Source organism: Chryseobacterium sp. RLHN22 (assembly GCF_051011795.1).
Lineage (GTDB): Bacteria > Bacteroidota > Bacteroidia > Flavobacteriales > Weeksellaceae > Chryseobacterium > Chryseobacterium zhengzhouense.
Map to the genome: position 1 here is coordinate 50,086 of NZ_JBPCHW010000003.1, position 20,798 is coordinate 70,883.

Here is a 20,798-nt window from a genome sequence, read left to right on the forward strand (position 1 = left end):
AAGTTAAAAATAATCTTTTGTGACTTTTGTGGTTAAATTTAAAAACGTTAAACAATGATTAAAAATATTGCTTTCGGAGCACTTTTATTAGTTTCAAGCTTCTTTTTTGCACAAAACACGGCAATGTCTGGAGCGGAAGCAAAAGCATTTGTAACTAAAGTTTCTTCGGAAACCAAAGAAATAAAAACCTTACAGGCAGATTTTATCCAAACCAAAAAAATGGATTTTCTGGATAAAAGCATCGTAACGTACGGGAAAATGTCTTTAAAGACTCCGAATATGCTGAGCTGGAAGTATACGAAACCTTATCAATACAGCATTGTTTTCAAGGATAATAAAATTTTCATCAACGATCAGGGGAAAAAATCTTCTGTCGATGCGAAAAGTAAAACTTTTGAAAAAATCAATAAGCTGATTGTCGGAAGTTCAAACGGACAAATGTTCAACGATCCTGAATTTTCTGTTACGTATCTGAAAAATGCCAATTTCAACATTGCAAAATTCACCCCGAAATCTGCTCAATTGCTGAAATATATTAAGCAAATTGAGTTGAGTTTTCCAAAAGGTCAATCTACAGTTTCGCAGGTAAATATGACGGAAGCTTCGGGAGACACCACGAATATTGTTTTCAAAAATACAAAGATCAATGCGCCGATTGCTGCTTCAGAATTCAGTTTATAGTCTGATTTTCTTACTGTTTGTTTCGTGTAAAACGTACAAGCTAACAGACGTAAAACCTCTTTCCACTTCTGAAAAAACAGTTGAAAATTTATATTTTTCTTCCAATGAAGATTATGTTTATAAATGTCAGATGGATATTTATAAAAATCATGTCAGCGGAATTTTAATATTAAAAAAAATTAACGAAACGACGCACCGTGTTGTCCTTACTTCAGATTTCGGAAATAAATTAATCGATTTTGAAATTTCGGATAACAATTTTAAGCTGAACTATGTTCTTCCTGATTTAGACAAAAAAATCGTCATCAACTTTTTAAAGAATGACTTCCAACAGCTTTTAAAAAAAGAATATCCTGTGACTGAAAGCTTTGAAAATGAAAATTCAAAAATTTATCTTTCTAAAGTTGATAAAAAAATCTATTATTTATTATTTAACAAAGAAAATGGTTTATTGAAACAAATCATTTATACGAAAAATAATAAGGAAAAAATCGATTTTACTTTTGATGCAAAAAAACATATCTTCGCGGATAGCTTGAACCTTCAACACAAAGATTTCAAGATCAATATAAAACTATTTCAAATAACTGAAACAGAATAACATGCAGACCATTCTTACAGATTTTTATACATTACAATCATATGAACAGGCAGAAAACGGAAGTTATATTGCCAACATTTCTTTGAATAAAGATCATGATATTTTCAAGGGACATTTCCCTGGAAATCCTGTAACTCCGGGAGTTTGCATGATGCAGATCGTAAAAGAACTTTCTGAAGAATTCACAGGGTCGGCCTTATTTTTAAAAACGGCATCTAATGTGAAATTTATGGCGATCATCAACCCGTTTGAAACACCGGACCTGAAACTGCAACTCGATATCACACAGACCGAAGAAGAAGTGAAAGTAAAAAACACAACGTCTTTTGGCGAGACTATTGCATTAAAAATGTCAGTTAACTACCAAAAAACAGCAAAATGAAGCTAATTTTTTCATTTTTAACGGCTTTTATCCTTTTTTTCCAATCGGGTCTTGAATCTTTGAGAGAAAGCTATGCAAAGGCAAATTCGTCCAATGCAAATACGGAGGCATTTATCAATACTGCGGAAAAAGCATCCGGATCAGACGCTATAGTTCAGGGCTATAAAGCTGCAGCCAAGATCATGGAAGCCAAAATTACCAAGAACAACAGAAAAGCTTTGGTAAAATCCGGCGCAACAAGTCTTGAAACGATTATTAAAAGTAACCCGAACAACGCCGAACTGAGAGTGATCCGAATGAGTGTTCAGGAAAATATTCCTAAAATTGTAGGATATAGAGGAAGCCTTAAAGATGATAAGGCTTTTCTATTAAATAATTACAGCAAACAAAACACTGCGCTGAAAAATTATATCAAAAGATTCGCCGCACAATCCAAGACAATGACCGAAGCCGAAAAAGCCACCTTTAAATAAAACAATGAACCTGCCTGAAGTACAAAATGCAATCTCTGAAAAAAAGATCTGCGTTTTAATTCCTACTTACAATAATGAAAAAACTCTGAAAAGAGTGATCGATGGTGTTTTAGATTACACAGAAAATATCATTGTTGTCAACGACGGCTCCACCGATTCCACAAAGGAGATTTTAAGCCAATATTCTCAGATTAGTCTCATCAGTTTACCTGAGAACAAAGGAAAAGGAAACGGCTTGAAAATCGGCTTCAGAAAGGCAAAAGAATTGGATCATAACTATGCGATAACCATCGATTCTGATGGACAACATTATCCCAATGATATTCCTGTTTTTGTAGAAGCTTTGCTTAATGAAAATGAAGATGTTTTATTGATTGGAAACCGAAATATGTCTCAGGACGGAATTCCTAAGAAAAGCAGCTTTGGAAATCGTTTTTCGAATTTTTGGTTCTGGTTCGAAACCGGGATTAAGCTTGAAGACACACAATCCGGTTATCGATTGTATCCTTTACACAAAATTCCTAAAAAGTATTTTACTCCGAAATTTGAATTTGAAATTGAAATAATCGTAAGAACCGCATGGCGACATGTGCCCGTAAAGAATGTTTCTATAAAAGTTTTGTATGATCCGGCAGAAAGAGTTTCTCATTTCAGACCTTTTAAGGATTTTACAAGGATCAGCATTCTGAATACAATTTTGGTGACCATTACTTTACTTTATATTATTCCGCGGAACTTCGTGAATAATTTCAAAAAAAAAAGCTTTAAAAGATTTCTAAAAGAAGATGTTCTGGAAAGTGATGGAAGCAACCGAACCAAGTCTTTTTCCATTGCTTTGGGTGTATTTATAGGTTTTTCTCCGTTTTGGGGATTTCATACCCTGCTTACCATTTCTCTTGCGGTGCTATTTAAGCTGAATAAAGTATTGGCTTTTGTGGCTTCTAATGTAAGCTTGCCTCCGTTTATTCCTTTTATCATTGCTGCTGCTTTATTTTTGGGATCTCCTTTTGTACAGAGTGAAAGCAATATTCTGAGTGAGGAATTAAATTTTGAACTGGTAAAAAATAATCTGCTTCAATACATAATCGGAAGTCTTATTTTGGCAACAACAATGTCCGTGATTTCCGGGATTGCGACTTTTCTTTTTTTAAATAAAGTAAGTCCTGAGAAATAATTGATTTTTAGGAGCTGATTCCTACTTTCGCTACTCGCTCTTTTTTAGATTCCGGCGGCTTGTCTTCGACGAGCCGCCGGAATCTAAAAAAGTTCACACATCCGCTCAAACGGGGTTAGAAGTTTTGTCAATTTTAATTATTTTGCACAGCCACGCAGTGGCTGAATATAAATAGCCTCAAGTGTAATCTGGGGTAAATGAAAATCTTCACTGCGAACCCCGGAGGGGTTCAATATCATTTCAACTTTTTTATAGTTTTCTTCAAATATTTTCTCACATTTCCATTGTCCGGAACCGTTGTTATTTCTTTAGTCAGAGCTTTTTCAAATTCAATTTTTGCTTTAGAAAATTCTTTTTGCTTAAAATAATATTTTCCGGATTGATAGTAAACGAACCAAAAATCAGGATTCAACGACTGATAATGCGGAATAAAATCATCAGTTAAAAGAACATTATCACCATCAATCGCACGTTGAACTTCTCCATTAGCAAATTTAAATTCTTCATATTTTTCAAATTCTTTAGAATCTACGAAAGGATCTTTTGCTATGTTTAAGTTCGATTTTGCAAACTCTCCGTTTTTCAATCTTTTATCCGAAAAAATTTCGTTTAAGTCATAGCAAACAAATTCTCCCAACTGGTACGGATTTGAAGAAACCCAAACCAGCTTTTTCTGAGGCGAAAATATCACCGCGTGATGCGCCAACAACTGATTGATTGCCTTTTCATTTCCGTAGCCGATCTTTTCCTCTTTCAAACCCGATTTATCTCTTAAAATCGCAGCCATTTTTTCAGGATTAAGCTTTTTATTTTCCTGTAAAAGTTCATGCAATTTTTCATAACGGTATTCAGAATGACTTTCTGCAATATGTTTTTGATTCCTCTTATCATTTTTGTAAGCATCCGACTGGAAATGGTTTGTACAAAAAACACGGCTCGTATTTTCCACTTTGTACACTCCAAAATTATCCGGAGAAACTTCTATAATCACCGCATCCTTATCATTCGCACTTCCCACCAAAATCGATTCTGAAACGAAAACTTTCCGTTTTTTGGCAATGGCAATCGCTTCATCGATGTTTTTTGCGAATTGTAAAATCTCTCTTGTTACCAAAGAAATCGGCGTTTTTGCCGTCAGCGGGATTTTAGATTTTCCTGCATTAATCGTCACCGTAATTCCTTCCTTATTCATTCCCGAAACGACTCCGATCATCCCCGGCCAGCTTACAGACAAATAAGGAATTCCTTCTTCTGGCTCTACAAATTCTATTAATTTATTTTTAGCAAAATCGTCACCGACGTAAAAATCAAAATTTCTTCCGATCAGGAGATCTCTGTCCTCTGTATTTTCATTCCAGACTGCGAGAGAAGTACAGCCAACTACCATCAAATCCTGCATCGCGTGACCAATGTCGTGCGCTCCGTGCAAGTACATACTCCGCAAAAATTTCGGAGCGATAAAATCATATTTATCTGATGAATATTGAGATAAGCCGTATAATTCTGCCTGATAATCTTCACGAACGTTCAGGTACATTTTTCGGTTATACCATTTTAGAAAGCCGCGCAATAAATTTTGCTTAAACTTCGACGGAACAAAACCTTCCACTTTTGAAAAGAATATTTCTTCCTGTTTCTGCATTAAATTTTGCGTTAAAGCTCCATTATTATAGCCCAATTGTAAAGAATTTCCTTTGATATAGAGCTCCCAAAGCTGTTGTTTATTTTTGGTTAAATAATTTTGATTAAAATTAAAAGTAGAATCATTGATCTTGTTGACTTTCGGAATTTCAAGCGAATATTGTTTTACATCGGGAATATGTTTGATGGATTTTCTTATTCCACAGGATGTCAAGATAAGGCTAAGGTTTAGAATGAGAAAAAATAAGATCAAAACTCTGTCATTTCGACGAAAGGAGAAATCTGTTTTTTTACATTTAGATTCTTTATTCCAGTTCTTTTCATTCTGAATGACAGACTGCAAAGTACACCTGCTGTTATTTTTCACCATTGTTTTTATTAATCAATTGTGTTAATCTTTCGTCGATAACTTCTTTTCCCAAGATTTCAGAACAGGTATTAAATGCTCCGATGGTACAACCTAAAATTCCATGCATATTTACAGATTGTCCGGTAAGAAATAGATTATCAATCTTTGTTCGTGGCGAAACCATAGTTTTCAATGGGTTTTCTGAACTCTTGGTGTAGCCATACATATTTCCGTCGAAACTTCCGATATAGTCACGGTAAGACAGTGGCGAAGAAGTATAATTTTTTTTAATTGATTGCCTTAAACCTGGAATTTTCTTTTCCAGAGCATCAATCATTTTCTCCGCTTTTTCAAGCTTAAAATTTTCGTACAACTCTCCCCTTTCATGCTCGTCTGCAACGGTATTAAAAGTCGTTTCCCATTCTTTTACTTCTTCAAAATTCATATAAGAAATAGCCGTTAAGCTTTCTGCAAATTCAGGGTGATATTTTGATTGAGTAGAAGAAAGCATGTATGTTTCGGGCCATGACTCTTTTTCGTAACGATACGCATTCCAAACTAGTTCTTCGTTGGAATAATGATAAATATTATAATTAAAATTCGGAACCGTCTGAGGTTTTAAGACCAGATAAACACTGAAACACGAAGGAACAGGTTCCCAACTCATTATTCTGTTTAAAAAAGATTTTTTCAGCCGTTCTTCCCCAATCAGTTTAATGGTTGAACGGATTTCTATATTGGAAATAAACTGTTTCGCCGAATATTCTTTTCCGGTCTTGGTTTTTACGCCTGCTAAAGAATTTGTTTCATTAAAAATAAATTCGGAAGCTTCGGAATGCTTATGAACTTCAGCACCGTATTGACGGAGTTTTCGGATCAGTAATTTTGAAATCTGGCTTCCGCCTTTTACACATTTATAAGCACTTTGAATGTAAGAATTCACCGTCAAAGCATGCACGTAAAACGGAACATTTTCAGAATCTCCGGCATATAAAAAATTGGATCCCAGTAAAACAGATTGAAGCTTTTTATCTGAAGTTAAAGACTCAATAAATCTTTTCGTGTTGAGATGAAGGATTTCTTCGTTATAATTGTCTTTCCCTACCAGATTATATCTCGGAAACTGACTGCAAACCCTCTGAATTTCCTCACAGTAATCTTCTAAATTTTCCCTTTCTTCAGGAAAATATTTGGCTAACTGCTCGATAAAATTCTCATAACCCTGCGCGTGAGGATATTCAGTTTCTTCTTCTCCGAAAGTAATTTTATCATAACCGTCTTCATCCATTTTCTGAATTTCAAGATCTTCCATAATTTCCAGATAAGAAAAGTACTGATGAAGATTCTGCCCTTCCGAAAGCCCGCCTAAATAGTGAACTCCGGTATCGAAAATCATCTTATCGCGGGAAAAGGTCTGTAAATTTCCGCCATATTGGTTATTTTTCTCCAAAACACAGACTTTCAGACCTTCTTTCGCCAAAACAAGTGCCGAAACAAGACCTCCCAATCCGCTGCCGATTACAAGTATGTCAAATTCTTTTTTCAAAGGAGAAAATTAATTACCAAGAAATTTAGAAAGAAATTTAGAAATAATTTTATTTAACGCAAAGTTCGCAAAGATTTTTTTACAATTAACTGTTTTTGAGTTCGCAAAGGCGTTAACACTCAGCAAAGTAAAACTTAATCAATGAAAATCAAAGCAAAAAAGGATTAATTCATAAAAGAATCTTAGTGTTTGAGTTTTAAATATTAGTTTTTTCTGGGGTAAAAGTAGGAAATTTAATCAATATCATCCCAAAAATCGAAGTAATTGAACCATTGAAGAGGATATTTTCTGATCATTGATTCCAAATTTTGAGTATAAGAATTCAAAAGCCCCTGTGCATCGCGCTTTTTAACGTTCTGAGCTACTCTCGCGTATAAATGATAATGAAGATTTTTTTCTTTCATCACATATACATACACAACCGGAACTCCCAATCGCGAGGCAATGAGAAAAGGTCCAGCCGGAAATTTCGCTGATTTTCCGAGTAAATCGCCTTCCAAGAATTTGGAACCTTCAAAATAACGGTCGCCTGTAAAACAAATCAATTCATTCTTTGATAAGGCTTCATTAATCTCAAAAATGTGCGACATATCTTCTTTTACGTAAATGAATTTGATGCTGCTTGCTTTGACGGAAACACTCTCAAGATATTCTTTAATCACCGTAACTTCCTGATCCGTTGTCACTAAATTAATCTGACAGTCAAAATCAATATCGGCAAAGAAATGTTCGGCAATTTCGAAATTCCCTATGTGAGCGCTGATTAAAACGCCTCCTTTTTTTTCTGCTAGAAGGTTTTTAAGATTTTCAACACCGTCAAATTCGTAGGTATATTTTTCTCTAAGCCCCGCAGAAATGGCAGTTTTATCAATTAACACCTGACCAAATGTAAAATAACTTTTGAAAACGGAAAGCTTTGATTTCCAAAAACTATAGTTAAGTCTCTTATGAAAATAATAAGAAATATATCGGTTGCTTTTTTTCAGAAATAAAAAATAGTAAGCAGCAACAAAATATAAAACAACATATGAACTCCGGATCCCGATATTTCTAATGCACCAGACGAAGATTTTATATCCTAAAATAGTGCCTTTAGATTTACCTTTCCATTTGTTCATAGTTCTAATTTAGCGATATATCAGTCTAACCATGTAACAATATTTTAAACATTGAAAACTGTTAGACTGCTATATTGTTACATGGTTAGAGTAGATTTTTAATCGATAATTATGCGTTTTTTTCAGCGATTTTATTTTCGATGGTCGTGTAGAAATCATCAAATGTTACCATTTGCTTAAAGTCAGCTTCTCCTAATTTCACCCCGAAATTAGATTCTATAACCACTACAAGATCTATATAATCCAAACTGTCTAAACCAAGGGTTTTCTTGAGATTAGCCTCGTTGCTGATCTCATCTCCGTCGACTTCAAATTCGTTAATCAAAAAATCATTTGCTATAGCAATAATTTTTTCTCTTTCCATGTTTTTAATCAAATTTTTTAACTATTAATGCGGAATTGGTTCCCCCAAATCCGAAAGAATTCGACAAAAATACATCAATTTTTTGACTTTTTGTTTTGGAGATCAGATTTATCTTTTGAGCGTCTTCATCAGGCGTTTCCAGATTGATGTTCGGAGCGATGAAATCATTCTGCATCATCAAAATAGAGTAAATCACTTCACTTGCACCCGCCATCCAGCATTCATGCCCCGTCATTGATTTGGTAGAACTCACAGGAACTTCATTTCCGAAAATTTCGTGAATAGCTCGTGCTTCATTAGCGTCTCCAATAGGCGTAGAAGTCGCATGAGCATTAATATAATCAATATCTTTTGCGTTTAATCCTGATTGTTTAAGGGCTCTATTCATTGCTAAAGCCGGTCCGTCAACATTTGGTGTTGAGATATGACCTCCGTTTGAAGAAAATCCATAACCAACAATTTCAGCAATGATATTTGCACCTCTTTTCTGTGCAGATTCTAAACTTTCAACAATTAAAGTTGCTGCTCCACCACTCGGAATTAAGCCGTCTCTTTCAGAGTCAAATGGCCTTGAAGCTTTCTGCGGCTCATTTTCTCTTACTGAGAAAACACCCAAACCATCAAAACTTGCCATTGAATATTTATTGGTTTCCTGAGCACCACCACAAACGATCATGTCCTGAAAACCGTTTTTAATCATCATATAAGCCAATCCAAGAGAATGTGATCCGCTTGCACAGGCTGCACTGATGGTAAGATTGATTCCTCTCAACTTAAATATTGTAGAAAGGTTCATTGTAACCGTAGAGTTCATGGATTTGAAGATGGCTCCGGATCCCATCAGTGTCGTATCTTTCTTTTCTCTCGCAATGTCAATAGATTCTACCACCGCCTGAGAAACACTGTCGTTTCCATATAAAATACCAACTTCATAAGCATCCAGAAAATCCTGATCTAGGTTTGCCTGTTTAAGTGCATCAATGGTCGCAAGATAAGCATATTCACTTTCCTCGCCCATACTTACACGCTGTCTACGGCTCAAAAGATTTTTCAGATCCGGTTTCGGAACAACTCCTGTAAGCCCTGATCTGAATCCGAATTTTTTCCTTTCTCTATCTAAAATAATTCCGGATTTACCTTGATATAGGGATTCTCTTACTTCTTCCAGAGAGGTTCCGATGCAAGAATAAATTCCCATTCCGGTAATTACAACCCTATTTTCCATTTACTGATGATTATGAATAAATTCCACCATTAATATTAATTACTTCTCCCGTAATGTAAGAAGCTTTTCTTGACGCCAGAAATGCCACTAAATCTGCTACTTCTTCGGCTTCTCCAAATCTGTTTGCAGGAATCATAGCTTTCAATTCATCTTCATTAAAATCCTGCGTCATATCTGTTCTGATAAATCCAGGTGCTACTGCATTTACCGTGATATTTCTCTTTGCCACTTCCTGGGCCAACGCTTTTGTAGCGCCTACCAAAGCTCCTTTCGCTGCAGAATAATTGGTTTGTCCGGCAGTACCTTTCACCCCCGAAACTGAAACCATATTGATAATTCTGCCATATTTGTTACGCAACAATTTCTGAATAAAGAAATTGGTCACGTTATAAAAACCATTTAAACTTGTATTGATCACAGAATTCCAGTCTTCACTCGGCATCCACATAAATAACCCGTCTCTTGTGATTCCTGCATTATTTACAATAACTTCAACTACAGCGTTTGGATTGTTTTCCTGCCATGCTGTTAAAACTTTTTGAGTTTCTTCAGCATTTCCTACGTCGAATTTCAGAATTTCTCCGGTAGCTCCCAGTTCTTCAACTTTAGCTAAAGTTTCCTTTGCAGCAGTTTCGTTTGAAGTATAGTTGATTAAAATATGATAATTTTTCTCTTCAGCCAGTTTTATACAGATTGCTCTCCCGATTCCTCTGGAACCACCTGTTATGATTGCACATTTCATATAGATATATGTATTGTTTTTTCAAAGTCATACGTTATCGCGTTATCATAATGAAATTTGATTTTCAAACAATGGCGATATCATGTGTTTTTTAGTTTTAGATTATTGAACCCTATCGGGTTCAGATTGTATTCTAATTTTATTTCCATAGGTTTTACCTACGACTACTCATATTGAACCCTTCGGGTTCGATTCAATCATGCTAAATATTATTCTTCAGATAATCTTTCACGTTCTGAATATACGGATACATTATCATGTCATCAGAAAACGCAGGAATAATTTTTCTGATTTCATCGTATAATGCTTTCGTTTTAGATGAAATTTTATCCTGAAAACCAAGATATTCAATTGCCTGAACAATTGTAATTGCTTCAATAGAAAGAACTTCAAAAGCATTTTCGATCACCTTTCTGCAAATTACCGCCGCATTCGTGCCCATGCTCACAATATCCTGATTGTCATTATTATTAGGAATACTATGCACATACATTGAGTTTGACAGCATCTGACTTTCTGCTGTAGTAGAAGTTGCCGTAAACTGAACGCCCTGCATCCCGAAATTAAATCCTAATTTACCTAAATTGACAAAAGGAGGCAAAATTTCATTGATTTTAGCATTTAAAAGATAATTAAGCTGTCTTTCAGCCAACATAGTCAGTTTGGTAACCACAATCTTCAGCTTATCCATTTCCAAAGAAATATAATCTCCATGGAAATTTCCTCCGTGGTAAACATGTTTGTCTTCAACATTAATAATCGGATTATCATTTGCTGAATTAATCTCGTTTTCCAATACTTTTTCAGTGTATTCTAAAGTATCTAAAACCGGGCCTAAAATCTGCGGAACACATCTCAAAGAATAATATTCCTGAACTTTTTCCTTGAAAACCTTTTCCTGTTCTTCGAAATGAGTATATAAATGATCTGCCCTTTTTCTGATTAATTTACTGTCGGCTAAATGATTTCTCATTTTCTCAGCGATTTTTTGCTGACCGATGTGAAGTTTTGTTCCATTTAAAGCTTCCGATAAATGGTCATCGTACGCCTGAACAATTTCGTTGATGGCGCAAGATAATTTAATTGAGATTTCAGTTAACTGATTGGCTTTGTATGCATTTACAATTCCGATTCCTGACATTACAGAAGTTCCGTTCATTAGCGCTAAACCTTCACGAATTTCTACCTGAATCGGCTCTAAACCTTCCGTTTCAAAAACTTCTTTCGTTGATTTCCTTTCTCCTTTATAGAAAACTTCGCCTTCACCAATTAAAACTAAAGCCAAATGTGCCAACTGAACCAAATCCCCACTTGCTCCAACACCACCGTGTTCGAAAATCAATGGTGTAATATCTCTGTTTATTAATTCTTTAAGTAAGTTTACAACAGACTCATGAACGCCGGAATTTCCTAATGACAAAGTATTCAGTCTTGCTAACATACAGGCTTTCGCTTCGTCAGCAGGAAGTGGGTTTCCAATACCCGAAGAATGACTCCTGATCAGATTATATTGTAACTGATGAGTATCTTCGTCACTGATCTTAAACTGGGCCATCGGTCCGAATCCGGTATTCACTCCATAAATTACTTTATTTTTTGAAAATTCTTTAAGAAAAGAAAAACTCTCATTCACTCTCTGGAGAAGTGATGAATCTAATTCTATCCTTTCGTTTTCGATAATAATTCTCTGAAAATCTTTCAGTTCTAAAAATTTATTTATTTTCATTAATTAAAGTAATAAGAGATAATTTTGTTAGATATAATTAATTGTCACTAATTTTGCGCAAAGATAAAAAGTTTTATTAAACAAATGGACAAAGAAATTGTTGATGTTTTGGTAATTGGAGCCGGGCCTTCAGGATGCGTATCTTCTGCTTATTTAAAGAAGAATAATATCAACGTGAAAGTTGTTGAAAAAACAAAATTCCCCAGACTTGTGGTAGGTGAGAGCTTAATTCCGAGAGTGATGGATCATTTTGATGAAGCCGGACTGTTTCCTGCTTTAGATAAAATGGGGTTTGAAAAAAAATTGGGAGCACGTTTCATGCGAGGAGATGAAGTTTGCATCTTTGATTTCAGCAATAAGTTCGGAGAAGGATGGAACTGGACGTGGCAGGTTCCTAGAGCTGATTTTGATAACACTTTGGCTCAGGAAGTCATCAACAAAGGCATCGACCTCGAATTTGAAACTGAAGTAATCGGAATTGAATTTAACGGAACGGATTCTATCACAACGGTTAAAAATAAAGACGGGAAAACCAAAGAGATTCATGCAAAATTTGTCATCGACTCCAGTGGTTACGGAAGAGTTTTACCGAGACTTTTGGATTTGGAAAAACCTTCAAAACTTTCTCCACATTCTGCCATTTTCTCTCATGTTGTTGATATCAACAGAGAAGAAGGTGTAGAAGGAACTTTGATTTCGTTTGACATTATCGAAACCGAAGTCTGGCTTTGGGTAATTCCTTTCTCGAATGGAAATACGAGCGTAGGAATTGTTGGTCCGACTGAATATATCGATAAATTATCCGAAAATGGGGATTCTGCAGAAGCCCTTAGAAAAGCAATTTCTCTTTCTGATTATTATGTAAAGCGTTTTGGCGAGGTGGATTTTATTTTCGAACCAAAACATCTGAAAGACTATTCTTGTTCAGTTAAAAAATTATTCGGAGACGGATTTGCGTTGACTGGAAATGCGTCAGAATTTCTTGACCCGGTTTTCTCATCGGGAATGGCTTTTGCAACCGAAGGCGGAATGACAGCAGCAAAACTGGCGATAAGACAGCTAAAAGGCGAAAAAGTAGATTGGCAAAAAGAATTTGCAGATTATATTTTATATGGCGTGAATGTTTTCACAACGTATGTGAAAGAATGGTACACCGGAAATCTTCAGGAATTATTTTTCCACCAACCGGAAAATCCTGATGTGAAAAGAAAAATTTGCGCAGTTTTGGCTGGCTACGTCTGGGACAAAAAAAATACATTCGTAAGAATTCACGACACGGCAATCGTAAATCTTGCCAATTTCATTAAAACAGAAAAACAGCAACAAGCATAAAAAAGCGGTCTGAACTTAGACCGCTTTTGTTTTATTTCAAAGCTTTTTTAATTTCTTTTCCGACTTCCTTTCCTGTTTTTTCATAGGCCGCTGAAAGTCTGCCATATTCCATTCCATAATCGACCTTACTTCCAACACCTTCAATTTTATCTCCTTTCATGGTCACCAAAACGTTTGAAGGATTTGCCGTTTCTACAATTGTAATTTCTGCAGATAATTTTCCGGGTTGTGTTACAAAACCGCTCCAACCAGCATACATCCACGTTGGACGGATGATTAAAGTATATTTAGCTTCTATATTTTGAGCGAATTTAATTTTCTTCGATTTATTTAAACCTTCGACAAACTTTTCTGTCCAAATTGTTTCCACGTGTTGTTCCCAAGTATCAATCCAGGTTTTCCAGGCAGCTTCACCTTTTTTAGCCACCGTTTCTTTATGTCGTCTTTCTAAATATTCAGTTTCCGAAAAATTATCAGCCTGAAAAAGCGGACTCCCGTAATTGCGTTCAACATTAACTTCTGTTTGTCCTTTCAGAAAGCCAAGATTTCCTGATATTATTGTAAGATTCTGACCGAAAGACATGGTTGTAACTGTAACAAACAAAAGCAGAAATATTTTTTTCATAGATTAAAAAATTAAAGCAACAAATATAGCATTAGAAAAAGAAATCCCACTTTAATTAAATAATAATATTTCAATCTTTATAGAATAAAATCTATCTTGAGTCAATAAATGTAATGGGCTTTCTGCTGTTTGGATGAAAAACTATTTTAGATAAAATATCAAAATCAACAATCTCAATTTTAGGACTGACTCTCAATTTTGCACGAAAATGGTCTCGAACTTCACTGATGAAGTTTTCATCATTATTTTCTGTGCTCAATTTAATAATAATTTCGTCTAAACCTATTTCATTAGAATGAATGACAATCTGATAACAGGAAATTCCATTAAAATCATTCAGGATATCACACATTGCAGGTGGATATAAAGTCGTTCCTTTATATTTGATCATCTGCTGTTTTCTGCCGATAACAGGACCCAATCGCATCGTGTTTCTTCCACATTCGCAAGGTTCGTTATGTGCTTTTACAATATCTCCCGTTTTGAATCTCAGCAAAGGAATCGCTTCAACGCCTAAAGTTGTTATTGTTAATTCTCCACTTTCTCCTTCTTTTACGGGATTTCCTTCGTCGTCGAGAATTTCCGTAATAATTAATTCCGGATGTTGATGTCCACCAATCTGAAATTCACATTCTGTAAACGCTGTACTCATTTCGGTTGAAGCGTATGTAGAGTATAACTGAATATTCCATTTTCCTTTGATTTTTTGAGAAAGAATATTATCTGTAAAATCCTGATTTTTCAAACTTTCCCCGATGCAAATTGCCCCACAAACACTGGAATTTCTATAATCAAGATTATTTTTTTCAGCATAATCAATCATTTTTAACAAAAACGAAGGAACGGTAATTAAATATTTTGGCTTATATCTGAAAATAGAGTCCCATTGCAGCTCTGGAATTCCGGGGCCCATTCTCACCACACTTGCACCCATTTTTCTTAATCCTAAAAAATAAGCAAGTCCGGCCATGAATCGCTTGTCAATCGTTGTAATCATCTGTACAACATCGCCTTTCTGAATACCTGCGCAGGCAAAAGAAATGGCTTCATTGTATGCCAATCTTTCCAAATCACGGTCCGACAAACCAAAAGTCACAGGGTCGCCCAACGTTCCGGAAGTAGTACTGAAATCAACAATTTCTGTCATTGGAACACAAAAGAAATCATCATTATTCTGTTGGATATCATTCTTTGCAGTCGTCGGAATTTTCTGCAAATCTTCCAAGGTTTGAATCTCAGAAATAGTAATATTATTTTCTTTGAATAATCTTTGATAAAAAGGTGAATGACTTTCAAGATATTTCAAAAGCTCTTTCAGTTTTTCTTCCTGAAAAGTTTTTATTTCCTGAACGCTTGCTTTTTCGATGGATGGGAAAAGTTCCAATAGTTTAAATTTAGAAGACAAATTTATTTAATTTTAAATTAATTATTTCCCACAGATTATGCAGTTTTTCACAGATGATAATATTAAAATTAAATCTGCGCAATCAGCAAAATGTACGAGAAAATAAGTTTTGGCTAAAGCCAATGCGAAATTACAATATTGAAGCCGGGCTAAAGCCCGCCTCTATTGAATTACAAGCTACACATTTTGTTTTATTACCTATCATAAAATTCACTTTTAACAATTGACTATTCACATTTTCTCATCCTAAAGTTTTCAACAACTTTTTCATAGACGTTATCAAAATAAAACATATATTATAAACCGACAAAAATCACTAAATTTGCCAACTTGATTAATCATCAACAAATTGAGAAATTACAATGAGCCAATTTAAAGAATATAAAAACCTCAATCTTATTGACATCGCCGGACAAGTTTCGGAATTCTGGAAAACCAACAATACTTTCGCAAAAAGTGTGGAAACACGTCAGGGAAAACCTGAGTTTGTATTTTACGAAGGTCCGCCTTCAGCGAACGGAATGCCCGGAATTCACCACGTTATGGCGAGAGCGTTGAAAGATATTTTCTGCCGTTACCAGACGCAGAACGGAAAGCAGGTTTTTCGTAAAGCAGGATGGGACACACACGGTCTTCCTGTAGAACTGGGTGTAGAAAAAGAACTCGGAATCACGAAAGAAGATATTGGCAAAAAAATTTCGATTGAAGATTACAACAAAGCTTGTCGTGAAGCAGTAATGCGTTATACGGACGTTTGGAATCACCTTACCGAAAAAATCGGATATTGGGTAGATTTGGAGGATCCTTATATCACGTACAAATCAAAATACATGGAAACGGTTTGGTGGTTGTTGAAACAATTGTACAATAAAGATTTATTGTACAAAGGTTACACCATTCAACCTTACTCTCCAAAAGCGGGAACCGGGCTTTCTTCTGCGGAATTGAATATGCCTGGAACGTATCATGACGTTACTGACACAACGATTGTCGCTCAGTTTAAAGTTAAAAAAGATTCTTCAAAGTTATTCAATGATGTTGACGGTGATGTAAGCATTTTAGCATGGACTACAACCCCTTGGACTTTGCCTTCAAACACAGCGTTGACAGTTGGAAGAGATATTGAATATGTAGTCGTGAAAACGTTCAACCAATATACTTTTGAACCAATAACTGTTGTTTTGGCAAGAGTTTTAGTGGAAAAGAATTTCGGCAAAAAATATGTGGAAGGAACTGATGAAGACTTAGCAAAATATACTTCAGACAGTAAAACAATTCCTTTTAAAATTTTAAAAGAATTTACTGGCGAACAATTGGTTGGAACTCAATATGAGCAGTTAGTTCCTTGGTTTACACCAAATGATAATCCTGAAGATGCTTTCAGAGTAATTTTAGGAGATTTTGTAACGACAGAAGACGGAACAGGTGTTGTTCACACCGCTCCTACTTTTGGTGCAGATGATGCGAGAGTTGCCAAAGAAGCGGGAATTCCGCCAATGTTGATCAAAGACGAGAATGATAATTTGGTTCCATTGGTAGATTTACAAGGTAGGTTTATCAAAGGAGAAAATGTTCCGGAAACATTCTCTGGAAAATATATTAAAAACGAATATTACGACGAAGGAACTGCACCAGAAAAGTCCTGGGATGTGGAACTCGCAATCTTGTTGAAAACAGAAAACAAAGCCTTCAAAGTAGAGAAATATGTTCACAGCTACCCTCATTGCTGGAGAACTGACAAACCTGTATTATATTATCCATTAGATTCTTGGTTTGTAAAAATGACTGCCGTAAAAGACAGGTTGGTAGATTTAAACAAAGACATCAATTGGAAACCGAAATCTACCGGTGAAGGACGTTTTGCCAACTGGCTTGAAAATGTAAACGACTGGAATCTTTCCCGCTCCAGATATTGGGGAATTCCGTTGCCAATCTGGAGAACAGAAGATTTAAAAGAAGAAAAAATCATCGGTTCTATCGAAGAATTATACAATGAGATTGAAAAATCAATCGCAGCAGGATTCATGACAGAAAATCCGTTCAAAGATTTTGAGATCGGAAATATGTCTGAAGAAAACTATTCTTTGGTTGATTTGCATAAAAATATTGTTGATAAAATTGTTTTGGTTTCAGATTCAGGAAAAGCAATGAACCGTGAAAGTGACCTGATCGACGTTTGGTTCGATTCAGGGTCAATGCCATATGCGCAATTGCATTATCCTTTTGAAAATAAAGAATTAATCGACACGCATAAAGCTTTCCCTGCAGATTTCATTGCTGAAGGCGTTGACCAGACTCGTGGATGGTTCTATACACTTCATGCGATCGGAACAGCAGTTTTTGATTCAGTTGCTTATAAAAATGTAATGAGTAACGGACTTGTTTTGGATAAAAATGGTCTGAAAATGTCAAAATCTAAAGGGAATGCAGTTGATCCTTTTGAAACCCTTTCAGATTACGGTCCAGATGCGACACGTTGGTATATGATTTCCAATGCAAATCCTTGGGAAAATTTGAAATTCGACAAAGATGGAATTGATGAAGTAAGAAGAAAATTCTTCGGAACGCTTTACAACACGTATTCTTTCTTCAGTTTATATGCAAATGTTGACGGATTTAATTATTCTGAAAAAGAAATCGAGAATAGACCTGAGATCGACCGATGGATTTTATCTGAATTAAACCTATTAATTAAGGAAGTAAAAGCTTTCTACGAAGATTACGAACCGACAAGAGTTGCAAGAGCAATCAGCAATTTTGTGAATGATAATTTGAGTAACTGGTACGTAAGATTGTGCAGAAGACGCTTCTGGAAAGGAGATTATTCTGATGACAAAATTTCTGCTTACCAGACTTTATATACGTGTCTTGAAACTGTTGCTAAATTATCTGCTCCAATCGCTCCGTTCTTTATGGATCAGTTGTATCAGGATTTAAACAAAGTAACAGGAAAAGACAGCAATGAATCTGTACATTTAACAGATTTCCCGGTTGCAGATGAAAGTTTAATCGATCAGGATTTGGTTGAAAAGACCCATTTGGCGCAAAATATTACAAGTATGGTTTTCTCTCTGAGAAAGAAAGAAAATGTAAAAGTGCGTCAACCGTTACAAAAAGTCTTAATTCCTGTGCTGGATGCTAAAACTGAAGAGCAGATTTTGGCAGTTGCAGAATTAATTAAACAAGAAGTTAATGTTAAAGAATTGCAGTTAATTAATGCTGAAGAAGCATCACATTTAATTGTAAAGCAGATTAAACCCAACTTTAAAACTTTAGGTTCAAGACTTGGAAAAGACATGAAAGTAGTTGGTAATGAAATCAATAATCTTTCAGCAGAGCAGATTTCTTCTTTGGAGAAAAACGGAAGCATCGAAATTCAGGGATATGAAATTACCGTGAACGATGTAGAAATTTCAACAAAAGATATTCCGGGATGGACGGTAACTTCAGACGGAAAAACAACTGTGGCATTAGATTTGAAGCTAACAGAAGAATTAAAATCTGAAGGAATTGCGAGAGAGTTTATCAACAGGATTCAGAACATCAGAAAAGATAAAGATTTTGAATTAACAGACAGAATTACTATCTTTTTGGAAGAAAATTCACCATTTTTAAATCAAATTAAAGAAAATGAAGAATATATTTCATCTGAAGTCTTGTCAAATAAAATAGAAATTGTATCTTCACTTTCAAATTTTAACGAAATCGACATAGATGACATTAAATTCAAGGTGAATGTTGAAAAAAATTAATATTTAATTATTGTTTTTTCAAATTCCAATTCATAATTTTATTAAAAAGAAAAAAGAACATGCAAGACGAAAGAGTAAGATATAGCGATGCTGATCTACAGGAATTTAAAAAAGTAATTAGAGAAAAAATAGATAAAGCCGAAAAAGATCTTCAGCTGATAAGAGAAAGTTTTATTAACGATCAGAACAACGGTACAGACGATACTTCGCCTACTTTCAAAGCGTTTGAAGAAGGCGCAGAAACACTGAGCAAAGAGCAGAATTCTATTCTTGCAGGAAGACAGGAAAAGTTTGTACGTGATCTGAAAAATGCTTTGATCAGAATTGAAAACAAAACATACGGCGTTTGCAGAGTAACCGGAAAACTGATTCCTAAAGAAAGACTTTTGGCAGTTCCGCACGCTACTTTGAGTATTGAAGCTAAAAATATGCAGAGATAAAATTTTTATCTTATTTTTGTAAATAATTAATTAGGTTTATAATTTGTTTTACGACATTTTATAAACCTAATTTGTAATATATCTATGACTGAATTCATTATTTTAGCTGTCATTCTTATTGCTGTTTTATGGTTTTTCAACAGAGAAAAAATAAAGCAGAGATTCTTCCCTGAAAAGGAAAAAAATTATACGATTGATGACAAATTCAATTCAGACAAAAGAGAAAGAGAAAAAGAAATAGACCGTCTTCTGAGCAAAATGGGCAAAAACGGAGTCAATGATCTGTCTGCAAAAGACAGAAAAAGACTCGACGAACTTTCAAAAAAGTAAATCTCATTCAGAACGACAAAAAAATTAATTAAAATGGAAGCATTAATTGTACACCCAAAAAACCAAATGGAGCTGAATGCACTTAAAAGTGTCATGAAAGATATCGGAATCCGATATGAAAAATTTCATACAAGAGGAGCAAAAACTCAAAATTTCGAACCACGCACTCCGAAAAAAGAAAAACCTGCAAGGAATTTTAAAGACAATCCAAAGAAAGATCAATAATGAAGAAAGTAGCATTAGTAACCTTACTTATTTTATTGATTGATCAGGTTTCTAAAATTTATGTAAAAACAAATTTCGAACTTAATGAAAGCATCCCCGTAATCAACGGTTTTTTCAACAAGACTTTTGTAGAAAATCCTGGAATGGCGTATGGTTTTCATTTTGGCGGAATTATCGGTAAATATTTTCTGGTTATTGTAAGAATTTTTCTGATCGGCGGAATGGTTTATCTGTTTAAAAAATGGCTGAAAAGGGGCGAATCAAACTACTTACTGATTCCAATGGCGATGATTTTTGCCGGAGCGATTGGAAATTTAATTGACGGAATGTTTTACGGATTGATTTTCGACAGTGGAACCGTTTTCGATGAAAGCACCGCAAGATGGATCGGCTATGGCGGAGTTTCCAAATTGGTTCCTTTCGGCCAGGGTTATTCTACGTTTATGAAAGGCTGTGTTGTAGATATGCTTCACTTTCCGATCGTTGATTGGTATGTTCCTGAAAGCTGGCCTTTAATTGGCGGAAAACATATTGAATTTTTCAAATATATCTTTAATGTTGCCGATTCAGCCATTACAGTCGGAGCTGCATTGTTATTAATTTTCAGAAAAAAAGCGTTCCCGAACGGACTTGAATTTTAGAATATTTAATCTGTAGATTTTTATTG

20 protein-coding genes are annotated in these 20,798 nt (G+C 35.1%); 11 read left to right on the forward strand and 9 right to left on the reverse strand.

Annotation, left to right across the window (positions count from 1 at the left end):
- The first annotated feature begins 54 nt into the window (after nucleotides 1-54).
- From ACR1PN_RS04025 to ACR1PN_RS04045, 5 genes are read left to right on the forward strand one after another with little or no spacing between them, the layout of a single operon-like run.
- Nucleotides 55-681, forward strand: coding sequence for a LolA family protein (locus ACR1PN_RS04025; RefSeq protein ID WP_433978977.1), 627 nt, complete (start codon nucleotides 55-57; stop codon nucleotides 679-681).
- Nucleotides 647-1,282, forward strand: coding sequence for a hypothetical protein (locus tag ACR1PN_RS04030; protein WP_433978978.1), 636 nt, complete (start codon nucleotides 647-649; stop codon nucleotides 1,280-1,282). Before ACR1PN_RS04025 ends, ACR1PN_RS04030 begins: the two co-directional genes overlap by 35 nt.
- A gap of 1 nt (nucleotide 1,283) precedes the next feature.
- Complete coding sequence (locus ACR1PN_RS04035; RefSeq protein ID WP_433978979.1) at nucleotides 1,284-1,664, forward strand: 3-hydroxyacyl-ACP dehydratase; 381 nt, start codon at nucleotides 1,284-1,286, stop codon at nucleotides 1,662-1,664.
- A complete protein-coding gene (locus ACR1PN_RS04040; RefSeq protein ID WP_433978980.1) occupies nucleotides 1,661-2,137 on the forward strand; it encodes a hypothetical protein in 477 nt (158 codons plus the stop codon). Before ACR1PN_RS04035 ends, ACR1PN_RS04040 begins: the two co-directional genes overlap by 4 nt.
- Before the next feature lie 4 nt (nucleotides 2,138-2,141).
- A complete protein-coding gene (locus ACR1PN_RS04045) occupies nucleotides 2,142-3,311 on the forward strand; it encodes a DUF2062 domain-containing protein (RefSeq protein WP_433978981.1) in 1,170 nt (389 codons plus the stop codon).
- A gap of 235 nt (nucleotides 3,312-3,546) precedes the next feature.
- Here the strand turns inward: ACR1PN_RS04045 and ACR1PN_RS04050 are convergent, their stop codons facing one another.
- The 7 genes from ACR1PN_RS04050 to ACR1PN_RS04080 all read right to left on the reverse strand — a co-directional run bounded on the left by ACR1PN_RS04050 (nucleotide 3,547) and on the right by ACR1PN_RS04080 (nucleotide 12,022).
- On the reverse strand, nucleotides 3,547-5,322 hold the full coding sequence (locus tag ACR1PN_RS04050) for a C45 family autoproteolytic acyltransferase/hydolase (RefSeq protein WP_433978982.1): 1,776 nt from the start codon (nucleotides 5,320-5,322) through the stop codon (nucleotides 3,547-3,549).
- Nucleotides 5,309-6,847 carry a phytoene desaturase family protein gene (locus ACR1PN_RS04055; protein WP_433978983.1) on the reverse strand — a complete coding sequence of 513 codons (1,539 nt, stop codon included), beginning with the start codon at nucleotides 6,845-6,847 and terminating at the stop codon, nucleotides 5,309-5,311. Before ACR1PN_RS04055 ends, ACR1PN_RS04050 begins: the two co-directional genes overlap by 14 nt.
- A 233-nt stretch (nucleotides 6,848-7,080) precedes the next feature.
- On the reverse strand, nucleotides 7,081-7,965 hold the full coding sequence (locus tag ACR1PN_RS04060; protein WP_433978984.1) for a lipid A biosynthesis acyltransferase: 885 nt from the start codon (nucleotides 7,963-7,965) through the stop codon (nucleotides 7,081-7,083).
- A gap of 109 nt (nucleotides 7,966-8,074) precedes the next feature.
- Nucleotides 8,075-8,329 (reverse strand): phosphopantetheine-binding protein, encoded by a 255-nt coding sequence (locus ACR1PN_RS04065; protein ID WP_100377894.1) that lies wholly within the window; start codon nucleotides 8,327-8,329, stop codon nucleotides 8,075-8,077.
- Nucleotides 8,330-8,333: 4 nt separating this feature from the next.
- Nucleotides 8,334-9,554, reverse strand: a complete 1,221-nt coding sequence (locus ACR1PN_RS04070) for a beta-ketoacyl-[acyl-carrier-protein] synthase family protein (protein WP_433978985.1) — start codon at nucleotides 9,552-9,554, stop codon at nucleotides 8,334-8,336.
- A 10-nt stretch (nucleotides 9,555-9,564) separates the two neighbouring features.
- Nucleotides 9,565-10,296 (reverse strand): 3-oxoacyl-ACP reductase FabG, encoded by a 732-nt coding sequence (fabG, locus tag ACR1PN_RS04075; RefSeq protein WP_433978986.1) that lies wholly within the window; start codon nucleotides 10,294-10,296, stop codon nucleotides 9,565-9,567.
- 202 nt (nucleotides 10,297-10,498) lie between these two features.
- Nucleotides 10,499-12,022, reverse strand: a complete 1,524-nt coding sequence (locus tag ACR1PN_RS04080; RefSeq protein ID WP_433978987.1) for an HAL/PAL/TAL family ammonia-lyase — start codon at nucleotides 12,020-12,022, stop codon at nucleotides 10,499-10,501.
- 84 nt (nucleotides 12,023-12,106) lie between these two features.
- Here ACR1PN_RS04080 and ACR1PN_RS04085 point away from each other — a divergent pair, with 84 nt between their 5' ends.
- Entirely contained in the window at nucleotides 12,107-13,354 is a 1,248-nt protein-coding gene (locus ACR1PN_RS04085) for an NAD(P)/FAD-dependent oxidoreductase (RefSeq protein WP_433978988.1), read from the forward strand.
- A 31-nt stretch (nucleotides 13,355-13,385) separates the two neighbouring features.
- Here the strand turns inward: ACR1PN_RS04085 and ACR1PN_RS04090 are convergent, their stop codons facing one another.
- Both ACR1PN_RS04090 and ACR1PN_RS04095 read right to left on the reverse strand, forming a co-directional pair.
- The gene (locus ACR1PN_RS04090; RefSeq protein ID WP_433978989.1) at nucleotides 13,386-13,979 is read right to left on the reverse strand and encodes a hypothetical protein; all 594 of its coding nucleotides are present in this window, start codon (nucleotides 13,977-13,979) and stop codon (nucleotides 13,386-13,388) included.
- Nucleotides 13,980-14,070: 91 nt separating this feature from the next.
- Nucleotides 14,071-15,363: a phenylacetate--CoA ligase family protein gene (locus tag ACR1PN_RS04095; protein ID WP_433979158.1), complete on the reverse strand. Its 1,293-nt coding sequence runs from the start codon at nucleotides 15,361-15,363 to the stop codon at nucleotides 14,071-14,073.
- 383 nt (nucleotides 15,364-15,746) lie between these two features.
- On the opposite strand from ACR1PN_RS04095, the gene ileS reads away from it, so the two are divergent.
- The 5 genes from ileS (at nucleotide 15,747) to ACR1PN_RS04120 (ending at nucleotide 20,772) form a co-directional block, all read left to right on the forward strand.
- On the forward strand, nucleotides 15,747-19,136 hold the full coding sequence (ileS, locus tag ACR1PN_RS04100) for an isoleucine--tRNA ligase (RefSeq protein WP_433978990.1): 3,390 nt from the start codon (nucleotides 15,747-15,749) through the stop codon (nucleotides 19,134-19,136).
- 59 nt (nucleotides 19,137-19,195) lie between these two features.
- Nucleotides 19,196-19,576, forward strand: a complete 381-nt coding sequence (locus ACR1PN_RS04105) for a TraR/DksA family transcriptional regulator (protein WP_378179074.1) — start codon at nucleotides 19,196-19,198, stop codon at nucleotides 19,574-19,576.
- A gap of 84 nt (nucleotides 19,577-19,660) precedes the next feature.
- On the forward strand, nucleotides 19,661-19,906 hold the full coding sequence (locus ACR1PN_RS04110; protein WP_433978991.1) for a DUF6576 domain-containing protein: 246 nt from the start codon (nucleotides 19,661-19,663) through the stop codon (nucleotides 19,904-19,906).
- Between the two features lie 33 nt (nucleotides 19,907-19,939).
- Nucleotides 19,940-20,131 (forward strand): DUF2683 family protein, encoded by a 192-nt coding sequence (locus ACR1PN_RS04115; protein WP_433978992.1) that lies wholly within the window; start codon nucleotides 19,940-19,942, stop codon nucleotides 20,129-20,131.
- Nucleotides 20,131-20,772 carry a lipoprotein signal peptidase gene (locus tag ACR1PN_RS04120; protein ID WP_378179083.1) on the forward strand — a complete coding sequence of 214 codons (642 nt, stop codon included), beginning with the start codon at nucleotides 20,131-20,133 and terminating at the stop codon, nucleotides 20,770-20,772. The genes ACR1PN_RS04115 and ACR1PN_RS04120 overlap by 1 nt, the downstream gene beginning before the upstream one ends.
- Nucleotides 20,773-20,798: the final 26 nt, after the last annotated feature.